Origin of the sequence: Bradyrhizobium sp. 1200_D9_N1_1 (assembly GCF_052075915.1) — a bacterium.
Lineage (GTDB): Bacteria > Pseudomonadota > Alphaproteobacteria > Rhizobiales > Xanthobacteraceae > Bradyrhizobium > Bradyrhizobium diazoefficiens.
In genome coordinates this window covers 6,310,243-6,325,677 of record NZ_CP197226.1, presented here as the reverse complement: position 1 = coordinate 6,325,677, position 15,435 = coordinate 6,310,243, and the positions used below count along the sequence as shown (strand labels likewise).

The window sequence follows — 15,435 nt, the reverse complement described above, 5'->3', positions numbered from 1 at the left end:
GTCCGGTTCGGACGTCACGCGTAGCTGATCCCTGCACATGAGCTCTTCCGAACATCACTGGGAAGTCGGCACCGATATCGGCGGCACCTTCACCGATATCATCGCGATCCGGCGCGACTCCGCGGAGGCGCGGATTGCGAAGGTGCCGTCGCGCCCGCAGGCGCCCGTTCAGGCGATGCTTGAGGCCATCGAGGCCGTCGGCCTGCGCAAGAGCGAGGTCAAGCGCTTCGTCCACGGCACCACCCGCGTGACCAACGCCATCGTCGAGGGCCGGCTGCCGAAGGTTGCGCTGGTCGCGACCGAAGGCTTTGCCGATGTGCTCGAGATCGCGCGCTATCGCCGCCGCGATCTCTATCGGCTCGACATTCCCCCGAAATCGCCGCCTCTGGTGCCGCCCGAACGATGCTTTGGACTCGCCGAGCGCCTCGATCACGAAGGCAGGGTGCTGAAGGCGCTTGAGGACGCCGAGATCGCGCGTCTGGTGGCCTGGCTCAAGCAGACCGGCGTTCAGAGCGTCGCGGTGGCCTTGCTGCACGCCTACGCCAATCCGGTGCATGAAAAGATTCTCGGCGAGCGGCTCAAGGACGTCGTCGCCCACGTCTCGCTGTCGCACGAGATCAATCCGGAGGCCCGCGAATATGAGCGGACCTCGGCAACCGTGTTCAACGCGGCCGCGATGCCGATCGCGGTGGAATATCTCAGCGAGCTGGAGCAGCGGCTGCCGATTGGAGCCGGCCTGCAGGTGTTTCATTCGGCCGGCGCCATGATCCCGATCTCGGCGGTGAAGCGGCGGCCGCTCGTGATGGCGATGTCGGGTCCTGCAGCCGGCGTCTCGGCCTCGGTCAGTATCGCGCGCCAGCTCGGCACGTCGCGCATGCTGACCTTCGACATGGGCGGCACCACGACCGACGTGTGCCTGATCGTGGACGGCCAGGCCGAGATGACCGACGGCCGCATGCTCGGCGACAAGCCGCTGCGCCAACCGATGCTCGCGGTTCATTCCATCGGTGCCGGCGGCGGATCGATCGTGCGCAACGGTCCGGGCGGCCTGATGGTCGGGCCGGAGAGCGCCGGCTCCGAGCCGGGGCCGGCCTGCTACGGCCGCGGCGGAACCGAGCCCACCATCACCGACGCCAACGCCGTGCTCGGCTATCTCAATCCCGAGACCAAGCTTGGCGATCGCATCGGCATCGACATCGAATCCGCCAAGCGCGTCATCGCGCCGATCGCGCAGGCATTGGGGCTGAGCCTGACCGAAACGGCGCTCGGCATCATCAAGGTTGCGAACGCGACGATGGCGCGCGCGCTCCGCCGCGTCACGGTCGAGCGTGGCATCGACGGGCGCGATTGCACGCTGCTCGCCTTCGGCGGCGGCGGACCGATGCATGCTGCGGGTCTTGCCGATCTCTACGGGATTGCGCAGGTGGTCGTCCCGAGCGCGTCGAGCGCGTTCTCGGCGCTGGGCTGCCTCACCGCCGATTTCAGTTTTCTCCAGCAGCAGACGCTGCGCGCCGCCCTCGACGGCATCGATCTCGCCCGCGTGTCGGAGCGGATCGGCACGCTGATTGACGATGCCTCCGCGCCGCTGATCGCCAATGGCGTTGCGCAGGCGGAGATCCAGGTCGAGCTGGTGGCCCTAATGCGCTACACTGCGCAGAATGATGCCATCCCGGTATCCTTCACGCTTCCGCTCGACGTCGCACAGTTGAAGAGAGACTTCCTGACGCGGCATCACGAGCTTTTCGGCTATGCGACCGGCGAGCCCTGCGTCATCGAATCCGTGCGGGTGCAGGCGCGCCGCCCGTCGACGACCGTTGTCAGCCGGCCGGCGACCGTGGCCCGCGCGGTGTCCACCGGCCGGCGCACCTGCTCGTTCGACGGCTTCCACGACATCGCAACCGCGATCATCGACCGCGCTGCACTGACCGAAATCGTCAGCGGTCCGGCCATCATCGAAGACGCATGGTCAACGGTGGTGGTGCCGCCTGGCTGGCAGGCAAAGCCCGACGCCGCCGGCAACCTGTTCCTGACGCGGAGGGCGGCATGAAGCTCGACCCGTTCGTCGTCGAAGTCATCAGGCACGGGTTGTCCGCCGCCGCCGAAGAGATGAGCCTGGTGATGACGCGCTCGGCGCGCTCGCCGCTGTTGCGCGAGGCCGGCGACCTGTCGTCCGCGATCACCGACGGTCGCGGCGGCCTGGTCGGGCAGGGCCGTGACATCCCGATCCATCTCGGCGCGATGGCCTACACCATTCCGGAACTGCTGAAGGTCGTGCCGATCGAAACCCTGAACGACGGCGACGTGCTGATCTACAATGTCGGCGCGCTCGGCGGCAACCATCTCAACGACGTCAAGGTCGTTCGTCCTGTCTTCGTCGACGGCGAGATCGTCGCCTTCGCGGTCAGCCTCGCGCATTGGCCGGATATCGGCGGCACCTGGCCCGGCAGCTATTTCGCCAAGGCCATCGATACCTTCCAGGAGGCGATGCGCATTCCGCCGGTGCTGATCGCAACCTCCGCCGGCGTCAATACGCCGATCGTGCAACTGCTCAAGGCCAACGTCCGCGACCCCGAGTCCTGCGAGGGCGATCTTTTGGCCCAGATCGCGGCGACCAAGGCCGGCGAGAAGCGCATCGTCGAGCTCTGCCGCGAGCACGGCAAGGCGGTTTTCACGGCAACGCAGTCGCGCCTGCACGATCTCTCCGAGATCGAGATGCGCGAGGCGCTGCGCGCGCTGCCGGACGGCGTCTACGAAGGCGAGGATTATCTCGACGACGGCAGCGAGAACAACGCGCCCGCGCGCATCCACGTCAAGATCACGATTCGCGGCGATGAGGCGACCTTCGACCTCTCCGGAAGCTGCGACCGCGTCTCGAACTTCTGCAACACGACGCCGTTCATGGCCCGCTCGGCCGTCGCCTACGCCGCGCGCATCATGAGCGGACGTGACATGAACCAGAATGCGGGTGCACTCCGGCCCCTGACCATCATCACGCGCCCGGGCTCGATCCTGGAGCCGGGCTGGATGGCTTCGGTTGCCGCCGGCAACCACGAGACGTCCATGCGCATCGTCGATGCGATCTTTCGCGCGATGCAAGACACGATCCCGGAACGTCTGTCGGCAGGGGGCGCGACCACCGCGGGCGTGCTGTTCTTCGCCGAACCGCGTCAAAACGGTTCATGGAAGATGCTCTACGAGGTCCATGGCGGCGGCGAGGGCGCGCGGCACAATCGCGCCGGCATGTCGGCAACCCGGGTGCATCTCTCCAACACCTCGAACACGCCGGTCGAGGTGATCGAGGCGAACTACGCGATCCGCCTCGAGCAGCAGGCCATTCGCCGGCAGTCCGGCGGCGCAGGCGCCCATCCCGGCGGTGACGGTTCCGTCCGTACCTACCGCATCCTGGCGCCGTCGATGCATCTGACCACCTGCATCGAGCGCATGGTGATTGCACCCTGGGGCATGCAGGGCGGCGAATCCGGCAAGGCCTGCCGCATCTCGCTCGTCAGGCATGGCGCAAACGTGGCCATCGACGGCAAGTCGAACCTGGTGCTGCAGCAAGACGATCTCGTCACGATCGAGATGTGCGGCGGCGGTGGCTACGGCGCCGCTGCCGCGGAGTGAGGGGACCCGCGATGAGCAGATTGTTGCGAACCGGACTGAATGCGGGCGAGGCCGCGCCGATGGCCGTGGTCGGCGGCGAGGGCGTCTACTTTCACCTGTCCGACGGCCGCCGCCTCATCGACGGCAGCAACACCGGCGGCGGCCTCGGGCATCGTCATCCCGCGATGGTGGAGGCGATCCGCCGTGCGGCCGATACGCCGGTCGTGAATGAGGGGTGGACCTGGGTCGGTCGCGAGCAGGCCGCGGACGACCTGATGGCCACCGCGTTCGGGGGCGAAGAGGATTGGGTCGGTGCGGTCCGCTTCTGCATCAGCGGCAGCGAGGCCAACGACATGGCACTTTCGCTCTGCCAGGCGCTGACGCAGCGCTCTGCATTGGCGACGCGCGAGCGCGCCTATCATGGCATCACCGGCCTGTCGCGCAGCATGACGGTGCAGCCGCAATGGCATGGCGGGCTCGCGGTGCACTCAGGCGGTTCGCAGCTGCCGGCACCGATGGCGCCAGTACGGATTTTGCCGGCACCGAATGGCGCGATCTACGGCGCACCGGCCAATAATACGCCGCCTAGCGAATATCTGGCGGATGCCACGCGCCTGCTCTCTGACACGGCGGCGACGATCATCGACTACACCCAAGGGGGCATCTACTACGACGGCGCCTATCAAGACGAGGTGGCGCGCCGCGCGCGGCAGGCGGGCTCCTACTGGATCGCGGACGAGGTCGTCACCGGCGCAGGTCGCGCGGGCCGCTGGTTCGCGTTTCAGGGCGCGGAGAGCCGCCCCGACATCGTGACGCTCGGAAAGTCGCTCGGCGGCGGTGCGGCGGCGGTGGCCGCGGTCGTGGTGTCCAAGGACATCGTCGAGCGGCTCAAGGGCACGAGCTGGCAGAACTATGGCACGCTGCGCGGCCATCCGATCAGCATGGCGGCCGTCAGCGCCTATCTGAAGGTCGTCAGCGACGACAAGATTCTGGACCACGTGCAAAGCCTCGAAAAGCTGTTCATCCGCCGCCTGCTCGCGATCGCGCAGAAACATCCGAGCGTGCAGCGCGTGGCGGGGCAGGGACTGCACTGGACGGTGGAGCTGCACGGCCCGGACTGGCGCACCTGGCATGCCGACACGACCGAGGTGCCGATCGCCTCGCGCGTCGCGGAGCGCGCGCTGGAGGCCGGCGCGGTGATCGGGACCAGCGGCGAGCAAACCTCGCTGTTCCTCGCGCCACCACTGGTGATCTCCGAGCACGAGGCTACGCTCCTTCTCGACGCGCTCGACCACGGTCTCGACGTCGCGGACGAGGAGCACGGGTGAGTATAGATCACGCACCATCCCGTCGTCCGCCGGCCTGGCCGGTGGATGAGCCCTGGCATCTCACGATGCCGGAAGGGACGCTGTACGACGCGCTGGCACGCGCGGCGAACGACCGGCCGTCGCATCCGGCGACGGTGTTTTACGGTGCAAGCCTGAGCTACGCCGAGCTGCGCGAGCGCGTCGATGCGTTGGCGGGTTTCCTGCAAGACGCTTGCGGCATCAAGCGCGGCGACCGCGTCATGATCGCGCTGCAGAACTCGCCGCAATATGTCATCGCCTATTATGCGGTGATGCGGGCGGACGCCGTGATCGTGCCGGTCAATCCCATGAACAAGACCGCCGAGATGGCGTATCTCGCCGCGGACAGCGGCGCGAAGGTCGCGATCATCGGCAGCGAACTGAGCGATGTGTTTGCTCCGCTGGTCGGGGATGCCATTGCGTATGCAATCGTCGCGCAGTATCGCGACGAGGTTCCGGTCGCCACGCCCTATACGCTGCCGTCCTGCGTGACCGAAGCGCCGTCGGAGATGCCGTCGTCGCCGGGCTGGCACTTTTGGTCGTCCGCGATCGCGCAAGGCTTGCGGCCGGGTGCGATGGCCGCCGGGCCGGACGACCTCATGATCCTGCCCTACACGTCGGGAACGACAGGCAAGCCCAAGGCCTGCATGCACAGTCATCGCAGCGCGCTGTTCACCGCGGCCTTGCAGGCGCGCTGGTACGGGCTCGACGGCGGCGACGTGATGACTGGATTCATGCCGCTGTTCCACGTCGCGGGCATGCAGGGTTCGATGAATGCCGCGATCGTCGCCCGCGCCACGCTGCTGTTGATGGCGCGCTGGGACAAGGATCTGCTGCCGGACCTGTTCGAAACCTATGGCGTGACGTTCTGGAACGCGGCACCGACCATGATCGTCGACGTGCTCGCAAGCGTCCGATTCCGCGACCGGTGTTTTGCGAAGCTGAAGGTGCTGACCGGTGGCGGCGCGGCGATGCCGACGGCGGTGGCCGAGCGGCTGAAGGGACGCTTCGGTCTCGATTTCGTCGAAGGCTACGGCATGACCGAGACCATGTCACCGACGCACCTCAATCCGATGGCGGCGCCGAAGCGGCAGTGTCTCGGCATCGCCGTGCAGGAGACCGACGCGCGGATCGTCGATCCCGAGAGCCTGATCGAGCTGGACGACAACGTCGTCGGTGAGATCGTCGTGCACGGGCCGCAGGTGCTGCAAGGCTACTGGAACCGCCCCCAGGCCAATGCTGAATCCTTCATCGAACTCTCAGGCAAACGGTTCCTGCGCACGGGCGATCTCGGTTATCGCGATGCTGACGGCTATTTCTTTGCGGTGGACCGCCTCAAGCGGATGATCAATGTCAGCGGCTTCAAGGTGTGGCCGGCCGAGGTGGAGGCGGCCATGTACCAGAACCGCGCCATCCGGGAGTGCTGTATCGTCTCGGCGCCGGACGATTATCGCGGCGAGACGGTCAAGGCCCTGGTGGTGCTGGACGAGGCGATGCGCGCGACGACGTCGGCGGACGATATCATCGGCTGGGCGCGCGGCGTCATGGCGAGCTACAAGGCGCCGCGCGCCGTTATCTTCGTCGATCATTTGCCGCGGACCGCGAGCAACAAGATCAACTGGCGACTGCTGCAAGACGCCGAATGGGGGCGGACCGCATGAGAAGGCGCCCGGCTGGAAATTCCGGACGCGGCTGCGCTATGCTGCCGGCGCCGGCAAATCGTTGAGGCTGCGATGTTCAGCTTCGTCCAAGAGGTCACCAGGAACCCGCTTATGCGTATCGTCAATGTTGCCGCCGCCCAGATGGGCCCGATTCAGAAAGCCGACAGCCGCGAGGCCGTGGTCAAGCGCATGATCGCGCTGATGGACGAGGCGAAAGCAAAAGGCGCCGATCTGATCGTCTATCCGGAGCTGGCGCTGACGACGTTTTTTCCGCGCTGGTACGTGGAGGACCGGGCCGAGTTCGACAACTGGTTCGAGCGCGAGATGCCGAGTGCGGCGACGAAACCGCTGTTCGAGCGCGCGGCGCAGCATCAGATGGCGATGAATTTCGGTTACGCGGAGCTGACGCCGGACGGCCATCACTTCAATACCGCCATCCTCACCGACAAGTCCGGCAGGATCGTCGGCAAATATCGCAAGATCCATCTGCCGGGCCATGTGGAGTACGACACCAAGCGTTCGCACCAGCACCTGGAGAAGCGCTATTTCGAGCCGGGTGACCTCGGCTTCAAGGTCTGGCGCGAGCTGGGCGGCATCATCGGCATGGCCATCTGCAACGACCGGCGCTGGCCCGAGACCTATCGCGTCATGGGCTTGCAGGGCGTCGAGATGGTGCTGATCGGCTACAACACGCCGTCCGTCAATGCGGAGAAGAGCGAGGAGGGCGTCGAGAAGCGCCTGTTTCACAATCGCCTTTCGGTGCAGGCCGGCGCCTATCAGAATGCAACCTGGGTCGTCGCAGTGGCCAAAGCCGGCAATGAGGATGGCCACCCGCTGTTTGGCGGCAGCCTGATCGTCGACCCCAACGGCGAGATCGTCGCCGAGGCCAAGACTGACGACGACGAGGTTCTGGTTCACGCCTGCGACCTCGATGCCACTACCTTCGGCAAGACCACGATCTTCGATTTCGCCCGGCACCGCCGCATCGAGCATTACGGCCTGATTACCAGCCAAACCGGCGCGGTGCCGCCGCCGGAAAAGTGACGCCGATGGCCGACAAGGGCACATCAGGCATTCCCTTAGCCGAGCTCGATCCGCGCGACCGCTACAAGCTGCTCTGCGGCGTGGTGGTGCCGCGGCCGATCGCGCTGGTGACGACGCTGGACGAGAACGGTGCGGTCAATGCCGCGCCGTTCAGCTTCTTCAACGTCTTCTCCGAGAGTCCCGCGCTGATCGTGCTGGGGCTTCAGCACAAGCCGGATCACAGCCCGAAGGACACGACCCGCAACATCCATCGCGACGGCGAGTTCGTGGTTCACATGGTGGACGAGGCGCTGTCGGTGGCGATGAACGACTGCGCGGTCGATTTTCCTTCCGGCGACAGCGAGGTCGCTGCGACCGGGCTCGCCACGCTTCCCTCGGTCGACGTGAAGGTGCCGCGTCTCGCTGCGGCACCCTTTGCGCTGGAATGCCGGCGCCATGTCGTGATGACGTTCTCGCCGGATCGCGAGCTACTGGTCGGCGAGGTGCTCAGGGTTCACGCCCGCGAGGGCCTCGTCGATGAGGCCAACATGTATGTCGATCTCGACGCCTACCGGCCGATCGGCCGCATGTTCGGCAATCTCTACACGACGCAGCGGGACACGTTCGCACTGGTCCGCGAGAGCCACGCGCAATGGCGCGCGCGGCAGGACGCCAAAGAGCTGAAGGACGCCTAGTGAGCCGAGAACTGCACCGTTCCGAGCGCCATGGTGACGGCCGCCTGTGTCGGGTCGATCACGGGAATACGAAGCGCATCTTCCAGCGGGCGGCGATGGCGGGCCATGCCGGCGCAGCCCATCACGATGGCGCGGGCGCCGTCCTCGTCGCGCAGCGCGCGGCCGATGTCGATCATCTTGGCCAGCGTGCCTTCGCCCGAGGCGGTTTCCGCAACGCTCATGTTGAGCGGCCGTTCGCCGGCGAGGCGGTCGGTCAATCCCATCTGCCTGAGATAGCGCATGTGCCGCGGGATCGAGCGCTGGGCGATGGCGATGACGCCAAAGGTTTCGGCGCGCGCCAGCGCCGTCAGCACGCCGCACTCGGCGATGCCGAACACCGGGCGGTTGGTGCCCTCGCGGCAGACCTGAAGCCCGGGATCGCTGTAGCAGGCGATGACGAAGGCGGCGGAGCTGTTGTCGCTTTCGACCAGCCGGCGCAGCGGCATCGCGACGCTGTCGACGTCGGCCTGGCTTTCAATGCCGAACGGACCCTCGGCCAGCGTCCGACAAACCACTTCCGGTCCGCCCTCGAAATCGAGCGGCTTCAAGGCGTCCTCCAGCCCCTGCGTGACGGTGGGGTTGGAGTTCGGATTGATGACGAGAATGCGCGGCCGGGGCATGATGGTCTTTCCAAGAAATTGCGATCACGTGCGTTGAGCCTATCACGGAGTGCCTCATGACTGAACCCACCTACGACCTGATCATTCGCGGCGGCCGCGTCGCGACCACGACTGACGTCTTCGAGGCCGACGTCGCCATCTCCGGCGAAACCATCGCAGCCGTCGGCCGCGGCCTTCCGGCCGCCAAGCGCGAGATCGACGCGCGCGGCAAGCTGGTGCTGCCCGGCGGCGTCGACAGCCACGCCCATATCGAGCAATTGTCCGCGGCCGGCATCATGAATGCCGATACGTTCGAGAGCGCGACCGTGTCCGCGGCGTTCGGCGGCACCACCACGGTGATCCCGTTCGCCGCCCAGCATGTCGGCATGAAGCTGCCGCAGGTGGTCGAGGACTATCACGCGCTGGCGAAGAAGGGCGCGGTGATCGACTACGCCTTCCACATGATCATTGCGGACGCGACCAGGGAGACGGTCGAGGAGCACATCCCGGCGCTGGTAAAGCAGGGGCATGCGTCGATCAAGATCTTCATGACCTACGACCGGCTCAAGGTCGACGACGAGCCGCTGCTCGACATCCTCCTTGCCGCGCGCCAGTCCGGCGCGATGCTGTGCGCGCACGCCGAAAACCACGGCATCATCGCCTGGATGGTGAAGCGCCTGCTCGCGCGCGGCTACACGCTGCCGAAATACCACGCCGTCAGCCACGCCCGTGTGTCGGAGGCCGAGGCGTTCACCCGGCTGATCGGAATGGCGGCGCTGATCGACCAGCCGATCATGATCTTCCATGTCTCCACCGCCGAAGGCGCCAAGGTCATCCGCGACTCGCGCGGGCAGGGGCTCAAGGTCTTTGCCGAGACTTGCCCGCAATATCTGTTCCTCACCGCTGCCGATCTCGACAAGCCCGGTGCGGACGGCGCCAAATGGATGTGCAGCCCGCCGCCGCGCACGCATGCCGACCAGGAGGCGCTGTGGCAGGCGCTGTCGCTCGGCGATCTCCAGACCATCTCGTCGGATCACGCGCCGTATCGCTTTGACGAGACCGGCAAGCTGCGCGCCGGCCCCAATCCAAACTTCAAGCAGGTCGCCAACGGCCTGCCGGGGCTGGAGCTGCGGCTGCCGCTCTTGTTCGACGCGATGGTGTCGAAGGGCCGGCTCGGCCTCGAAAAATTCGTGGAGCTGACTGCGACCGCGCCGGCAAAAATCTACAATCTGCATCCGCGCAAGGGCTCGATCGTGGTCGGCGCTGACGCCGATATCGCGATCTGGGATCCCAATCGCGAGACCGTGATCGCCGACGAGATGATGCATGATCTCGCCGGCTACACGCCGTTCGCAGGCCGCAAGGTGAAGGGCTGGCCGGTGTCGGTGCTGTCGCGCGGCCGCGTGATCGTCGAGGGCAACAAGTGCCTCGCGAGCGCCGGCAGCGGAAAATTCCTGGCGCGCAGCGGCGGCGAGGCGGCGAAGCCGACGGGCCGGCTGGTCGCGGACATGGATCCGGAACGGAATTTCGGGGCGAAGCTGCTGTGACGGTGGATTGCGTGCGATGAAGATCGTCATCTTCGGCGGCACCGGCTTTGTCGGCCTCAATGTTGCCGAGGTGTTGCTTGCGCGCGGCCATGAGGTGACGCTGTATGATCGTAAGCAACTTCCGGCTGGCGCGGAGCGGTTCTTTGCTGACCACCGGGAGCGGCTCTCGATTATTCAGGGCGAGATCACGGACATCGAGAGGATCGACGCGCTGGTAAAGCAAGGCTTTGATGCGATCATCCTTGGCGCTGCCATAACCGCCGGGGACCAGCTCGAGCGGACCACGACCTCGAGCATCCTCGAGATCAATGTGATGGCTCAGATGCCGATCCTGAGCGCTGCGATCCGCCGTGGCGTTCGGCGCGTGATCAATCTCTCCTCTGCGTCCGCCTATGGTGCCGCGGGGCAACGCTATCCGGTACTGGACGAGGAGACGCCGTGCGATCCCGTCTCATTTTACGCGATCAGCAAATTCACGTCAGAGAGATCCGTGGCGCGGCTTGCCGAGTTGTGGGGAGGCGATTTTCTGAGTGTGCGGTTAAGCGCCGTGTTCGGTCCGTGGGAGCAGATCGGGAAGGTGCGCGATACGCCGAGCCTCCAGTTCCAGATCCTTGCTGCGTTCGCCCGCGGCGAACCGGCCCTTCTCCCTGCGCCAGGCATCAAGGATTGGACCTACGCGCCCGACGCCGCCGAAGCGGTGGCGGTGCTGATCGAAGCCGAGCGGCCACGCCACCGGCTCTACAACATCTCAAGCGGCGCGGCCTGGTCCGCGCTGCAATGGGGTGAGGCGTTCGCAGCCCTTCATCCCGGGCTGGAGTGCCGGCTCGCGTCACCCGGAGAGAAGACCTTCATCAAGCTCCACGGCGGGGATCGTGCGCCGATGTCGGTCAAGCGAATGGCCGATGAGTTCGGCTGGCGCGCCCGGTTCGGCTGCGTGGAGTCGGCCGCAGCAATGAGCGCCTGGTGGATGCAGCACAAGGAAGGGATCTGACATGCGGCTGCAGGGGCGCACGGCCATCATCACCGGCGCGGGCTCGGGCATCGGCCGGGCCAGCGCGAAGCTGTTCGCGGCGGAGGGCGCGCGTCTCGCGCTGGTCGATCGCGATGCCGCGGGTCTTCAGGAAACGCTGGGCCTCGTGAGAGAGGCAACGGTGCATGTCGGGGACGTCGGCGATGCCGCATTGGCCGAGACTGTTGCCGGCGATGTCGTGGCGCGCCACGGCCGGCTCGATATCCTCATGACCGCTGCCGGCTTCTCCTGCGGCGGCACGGTGCTGACGACGAGCCCGGACGACTGGGACGCGGTGTTCCGCGCCAATGTCGGCGGCACCTGGCTGTGGGCGCGAGCCGCGGTGCCTCACATGCAGCGGCAGCAGAGCGGCTCGATCATCACGCTGGCATCGCAGCTCGCCATCGCCGGCGGCAAGGGCAACAGCGCCTATATCGCCGCCAAGGGCGCGATCGTGAGTCTCACGCGGACGATGGCGGTGGATTTCGCCACCGACGGCATTCGCGTCAACGCCATCGCGCCCGGCGCGATCGACACGCCGATGCTTCGCCGCAGCTTTGCCCGTCACGCCAATTCGGACGAGGTGCGCGAAGCTTCGCGCAACCGCCACGCCATGAAGCGGTTTGGCACGGCGGAAGAGATCGCGCAGACCGCGCTGCATCTCGCCAGCGACGCGTCGTCCTTCACGACCGGAACCGTAATGGTGGTTGACGGAGGCTGGCTCGCGGCATGACCGACGCGCTGGGAGAGCTCGAAGCTGACGTTCGCGCTGATCTCGCCATGATCGCGCATCCGGGCGCGGCATGGCTTGAGCCGAAGATCGGGCCTGATGGCAAACCGGCGCTGGACGTGCTCGTCGTCGGCGCCGGCCAATCCGGCATCGCCATCGGCTTCGGCCTCATGCGCTCCCGCGTCAGCAACATCCTGCTGCTCGACAAGGCCGAGGAGGGGAAGGAGGGTCCGTGGCTCACTTACGCCCGCATGCCGACGCTGCGCAGCCCCAAGGACTACACCGGTCCCGACCTCGACATTCCGAGCCTGACCTACCAGTCCTGGCACGAAGCCCGCTTCGGCAAGCAGAGCTGGCAAGAACTCGGCCTGATCGAACGCGGGCATTGGGCTGAGTATCTGCTGTGGCTGCGCCGCACGGTCGGCTTGCCGGTGCGCAACGCTTGCGAACTCCTGGAGATCGCGCCTGCGTCTGACGGCTTGCTCACCGCGCGAGTAAAACGGGCAGGAGAGGTCGAGACGCTCTACGCCCGCAAGATCGTGCTGGCGACGGGGCAGGAGGGGATGGGCGGCTGGATGATCCCGGAACCGCTCCGCCATCTGCCGTCAGGTTCGGTCGCGACCGTCGCCGACGACATCGACTTCGAAAAGCTGCGCGGCAAGCGCGTCGCCGTAATCGGCGCCGGTGCGTCCGCCTTCGACAATGCGGCGACCGCGCTGGAGGCTGGCGCCGCCGAGGTGCATCTGCTGTGCCGCCGTACGCAGATCCAGGTGATCCAGCCCTATCGGTGGCTGACCTTTCGCGGCTTCCTGCGTCATCTCAGCGATCTCGACGATGCCTGGCGCTGGCGCTTCATGCGCACCATCCTCGAAATGCGGGAAGGCTTTCCGCAAGCAACCTATGATCGCTGCGCGCGTCATGCCAATTTCACACTGCACGAGGGCGCGCCGGTCGAGGCGGCCCGGGAGACGGGCAAAGGCGTCGAATTGCAGACGCCGCGCGGCGCCATCCCGGCGGATTTCGTCATCTGCGGTACCGGCATCGACATGAGCTTTGCAGGGCGCGGCGAGCTCGCTGCATTCGCCGGCAACATCGCGACCTGGGCCGACCGCTATCAGCCGCCTTCGAGCGAGCGCAACGAACGGCTCGGCCGCTTTCCCTATCTCGCCGACGATTACGCCTTCACCGAGCGCGTGCCGGGCGAGACGCCCTGGATTTCCGACATCCATCTCTTCGCCATCGCCTCCACCATGAGCTTCGGTCCGTCGGGATCGTCGATCAACGCGATGACGACCGCCGTCCCGAAGCTGGTCCACGGCCTGACGCGCGGCCTGTTTCGCGCCGATATCGCGCGGCACTGGGCGTCGCTCAGCGCCTATGACGTGCCGCAGGCCGTGGTCACGCGGCCGGCGCGAAAGACGGGGGAATAGCGATGATCATCCATGCGCCGCCGCGACGAAGCGTCCCCACGCGCGACCCGTGAGACTGGCGCGCAACTTGCTTGTTTCTTAACCTGCCTTGCTGGCGTTCTTGTCGAAATTCAGGGAAAAACGAATGCGTTTTGTGTCTTTCAGGCCGGCGTCCTCGATGCTCGCCACCGTTGCGCTTCTGCTCATCGCGAACGCGCCTTCGCAGGCCCAAACCAGGGCGGAAACGCTGCGCTATGTGACGGGCGCATCCGTCAACACGCTCGATCCCAACATCCCCGGCTCGACGCGCGAGTCCTTCGCGCTGAGCATGAGCACTTACGACCGGCTGGTGGCGTTCGGCCGCAAGCAGCTCAACGGCAAATGGGTGTTCGATCTCGACACGATCACCGGCGAGCTCGCCGAATCCTACGACGTCAGTCCCGACGGGCTGAAGCTCACCTTCCGCCTGCGCAAGGACGCCAAGTTCCAGGACGGCTCGCCTGTTACGGCCGACGATGTGAAATGGTCGCTCGATCGCTGCGTCACCGCGCCGATCCTCGGCAAGGCGCAGCTCCTGACCGGCTCGTTGACGTCGGCCGATCAGTTCAAGGTGATCGATCCCCTCACCATCGAGGTGACGCTGCCAAAGCCCGACAAGCTCGCGCTGCCGAATTTGGCGACCGTCTATCCCATGATCATCAACTCGAAGGTCGCCAAGGAGCACGCGACCGCGGATGATCCCTGGGCCACCGCCTGGCTGAAGGAGCACACCGCCGGCAGTGGCGCCTATGTGGTCGAGACTTTCAAGCCGGGTGAGCAGGTGATCCTCAAGCGTGACGAGTCCTGGAACCGCGGCTCGGCCAACAAGCCCGCCTTCTTCAAGCGTGTGATTGTGCAGTCGGTGCCGGAACCGGCGACCCGCGCCAACCTGGTCGAGCGCGGCGATGCCGACATCGTCGTCGATCTCCAGGCGAGCGACGTGCAGTCGCTCGAGGCCAAGGGCAAGCTCAAGGTGATCTCGACGCCGCAGTACAATGCGATCACCTTCGTCTCGATGAACAACCAGATCCCGCCCTTCGACAACGTCAATGTCCGCCGCGCCATCGCCTTCGCGCTGCCGTATGACGACATGTTCAAGGCCGCGCTGTTCGGCCGCGGCGCGCCGCTGTTCGGCGCGAGCTGGCCGGACGGCAAGCCTGTGAACGGCATCTATCCGTTCCAGGCACCGGTGAAGACCGATCTCGACAAGGCCCGCGAATATCTCAAGGCCGCCGGCCTTCCCGAAGGATTTGCGACCACCTTCAGCTTCAACGTCGGCCAGGCCTCGACGGCCGAGCCGATGGCGTCGCTGGTGAAGGAATCGCTTGCGAAGATCGGGATCAAGGTCGACATTCAGAAGCTGCCGGATGCGCAGATGTCGACGCAGATCAACGAGAAGAAGCTGCCGTTCTTCACCGAAGGCATCGTCGCCTGGCTGCCGTCGACCGACTACTTCTACCGCAACTTCTATACCGGCAATCAGCGCTGGAACTACAGCTCCATCAACAATCCCGAGCTCGCCGCGATCGCGCAGGAAGCCCGCTTCGAGCCGGACAAGGCCAAGTACGAGGACGACGGCCGCAAGCTCAACGCGATCCATTTCAGCGAGATGCCGCAGATTCCGCTGTGGCAGCCGAACCAGGACGCGGTGATGGCGTCGTCGATCGAGGGCTATACCTACGAGTTCCACCGCCAGGTGGATTATCGCGACGTCAGCCGCAAGTGAGATCGGCAA

At 66.0% G+C, this 15,435-nt stretch carries 12 protein-coding genes; 11 read left to right on the top strand and 1 reads right to left on the bottom strand.

Annotation, left to right across the window (positions count from 1 at the left end; all coding sequences use genetic code 11):
• Positions 1–37: 37 nt before the first annotated feature.
• The 6 genes from AB5K84_RS30470 (at position 38) to AB5K84_RS30445 (ending at position 8,328) form a co-directional block, all read left to right on the top strand.
• Positions 38–2,047 carry a hydantoinase/oxoprolinase family protein gene (locus AB5K84_RS30470; protein WP_011086110.1) on the top strand — a complete coding sequence of 670 codons (2,010 nt, stop codon included), beginning with the start codon at positions 38–40 and terminating at the stop codon, positions 2,045–2,047.
• On the top strand, positions 2,044–3,624 hold the full coding sequence (locus tag AB5K84_RS30465; RefSeq protein ID WP_038966010.1) for a hydantoinase B/oxoprolinase family protein: 1,581 nt from the start codon (positions 2,044–2,046) through the stop codon (positions 3,622–3,624). Before AB5K84_RS30470 ends, AB5K84_RS30465 begins: the two co-directional genes overlap by 4 nt.
• 11 nt (positions 3,625–3,635) lie before the next feature.
• Positions 3,636–4,931 (top strand): class-III pyridoxal-phosphate-dependent aminotransferase, encoded by a 1,296-nt coding sequence (locus tag AB5K84_RS30460; RefSeq protein WP_038966009.1) that lies wholly within the window; start codon positions 3,636–3,638, stop codon positions 4,929–4,931.
• Positions 4,928–6,610, top strand: coding sequence for a long-chain fatty acid--CoA ligase (locus AB5K84_RS30455; RefSeq protein ID WP_011086113.1), 1,683 nt, complete (start codon positions 4,928–4,930; stop codon positions 6,608–6,610). The genes AB5K84_RS30460 and AB5K84_RS30455 overlap by 4 nt, the downstream gene beginning before the upstream one ends.
• A gap of 111 nt (positions 6,611–6,721) precedes the next feature.
• Positions 6,722–7,654, top strand: a complete 933-nt coding sequence (locus tag AB5K84_RS30450) for an N-carbamoyl-D-amino-acid hydrolase (RefSeq protein ID WP_011086114.1) — start codon at positions 6,722–6,724, stop codon at positions 7,652–7,654.
• A 5-nt stretch (positions 7,655–7,659) separates the two neighbouring features.
• A complete protein-coding gene (locus tag AB5K84_RS30445) occupies positions 7,660–8,328 on the top strand; it encodes a flavin reductase family protein (protein WP_171463751.1) in 669 nt (222 codons plus the stop codon).
• Here AB5K84_RS30445 and AB5K84_RS30440 read toward each other — a convergent pair.
• A complete protein-coding gene (locus tag AB5K84_RS30440) occupies positions 8,325–8,987 on the bottom strand; it encodes an aspartate/glutamate racemase family protein (RefSeq protein WP_038966008.1) in 663 nt (220 codons plus the stop codon). The two genes, AB5K84_RS30445 and AB5K84_RS30440, sit on opposite strands and share 4 nt — an antisense overlap.
• Positions 8,988–9,043: 56 nt before the next feature.
• On the opposite strand from AB5K84_RS30440, the gene hydA reads away from it, so the two are divergent.
• The 5 genes from hydA to AB5K84_RS30415 all read left to right on the top strand — a co-directional run bounded on the left by hydA (position 9,044) and on the right by AB5K84_RS30415 (position 15,426).
• Positions 9,044–10,513 carry a dihydropyrimidinase gene (gene hydA, locus AB5K84_RS30435; RefSeq protein ID WP_011086117.1) on the top strand — a complete coding sequence of 490 codons (1,470 nt, stop codon included), beginning with the start codon at positions 9,044–9,046 and terminating at the stop codon, positions 10,511–10,513.
• A 16-nt stretch (positions 10,514–10,529) separates the two neighbouring features.
• Positions 10,530–11,504, top strand: a complete 975-nt coding sequence (locus AB5K84_RS30430) for an NAD-dependent epimerase/dehydratase family protein (RefSeq protein ID WP_011086118.1) — start codon at positions 10,530–10,532, stop codon at positions 11,502–11,504.
• Position 11,505: 1 nt separating this feature from the next.
• Positions 11,506–12,255, top strand: coding sequence for an SDR family oxidoreductase (locus AB5K84_RS30425; RefSeq protein WP_011086119.1), 750 nt, complete (start codon positions 11,506–11,508; stop codon positions 12,253–12,255).
• The gene (locus tag AB5K84_RS30420) at positions 12,252–13,682 is read left to right on the top strand and encodes an NAD(P)-binding domain-containing protein (protein WP_011086120.1); all 1,431 of its coding nucleotides are present in this window, start codon (positions 12,252–12,254) and stop codon (positions 13,680–13,682) included. Before AB5K84_RS30425 ends, AB5K84_RS30420 begins: the two co-directional genes overlap by 4 nt.
• 124 nt (positions 13,683–13,806) lie before the next feature.
• A complete protein-coding gene (locus tag AB5K84_RS30415) occupies positions 13,807–15,426 on the top strand; it encodes an ABC transporter substrate-binding protein (RefSeq protein ID WP_011086121.1) in 1,620 nt (539 codons plus the stop codon).
• Positions 15,427–15,435: the final 9 nt, after the last annotated feature.

What these genes read in the sequence shown, in the direction of transcription:
- AB5K84_RS30470 (WP_011086110.1), top strand. Translation starts at nt 38, where the DNA reads ATGAGCTCTTCCGAACATCACTGGGAAGTCGGCACCGATATCGGCGGC.
- AB5K84_RS30465 (WP_038966010.1), top strand. Translation starts at nt 2,044, where the DNA reads ATGAAGCTCGACCCGTTCGTCGTCGAAGTCATCAGGCACGGGTTGTCC.
- AB5K84_RS30460 (WP_038966009.1), top strand. Translation starts at nt 3,636, where the DNA reads ATGAGCAGATTGTTGCGAACCGGACTGAATGCGGGCGAGGCCGCGCCG.
- AB5K84_RS30450 (WP_011086114.1), top strand. Translation starts at nt 6,722, where the DNA reads ATGCGTATCGTCAATGTTGCCGCCGCCCAGATGGGCCCGATTCAGAAA.
- AB5K84_RS30445 (WP_171463751.1), top strand. Translation starts at nt 7,660, where the DNA reads ATGGCCGACAAGGGCACATCAGGCATTCCCTTAGCCGAGCTCGATCCG.
- AB5K84_RS30440 (WP_038966008.1), bottom strand. Translation starts at nt 8,987, where the DNA reads ATGCCCCGGCCGCGCATTCTCGTCATCAATCCGAACTCCAACCCCACC.
- hydA (WP_011086117.1), top strand. Translation starts at nt 9,044, where the DNA reads ATGACTGAACCCACCTACGACCTGATCATTCGCGGCGGCCGCGTCGCG.
- AB5K84_RS30430 (WP_011086118.1), top strand. Translation starts at nt 10,530, where the DNA reads ATGAAGATCGTCATCTTCGGCGGCACCGGCTTTGTCGGCCTCAATGTT.
- AB5K84_RS30425 (WP_011086119.1), top strand. Translation starts at nt 11,506, where the DNA reads ATGCGGCTGCAGGGGCGCACGGCCATCATCACCGGCGCGGGCTCGGGC.
- AB5K84_RS30420 (WP_011086120.1), top strand. Translation starts at nt 12,252, where the DNA reads ATGACCGACGCGCTGGGAGAGCTCGAAGCTGACGTTCGCGCTGATCTC.
- AB5K84_RS30415 (WP_011086121.1), top strand. Translation starts at nt 13,807, where the DNA reads ATGCGTTTTGTGTCTTTCAGGCCGGCGTCCTCGATGCTCGCCACCGTT.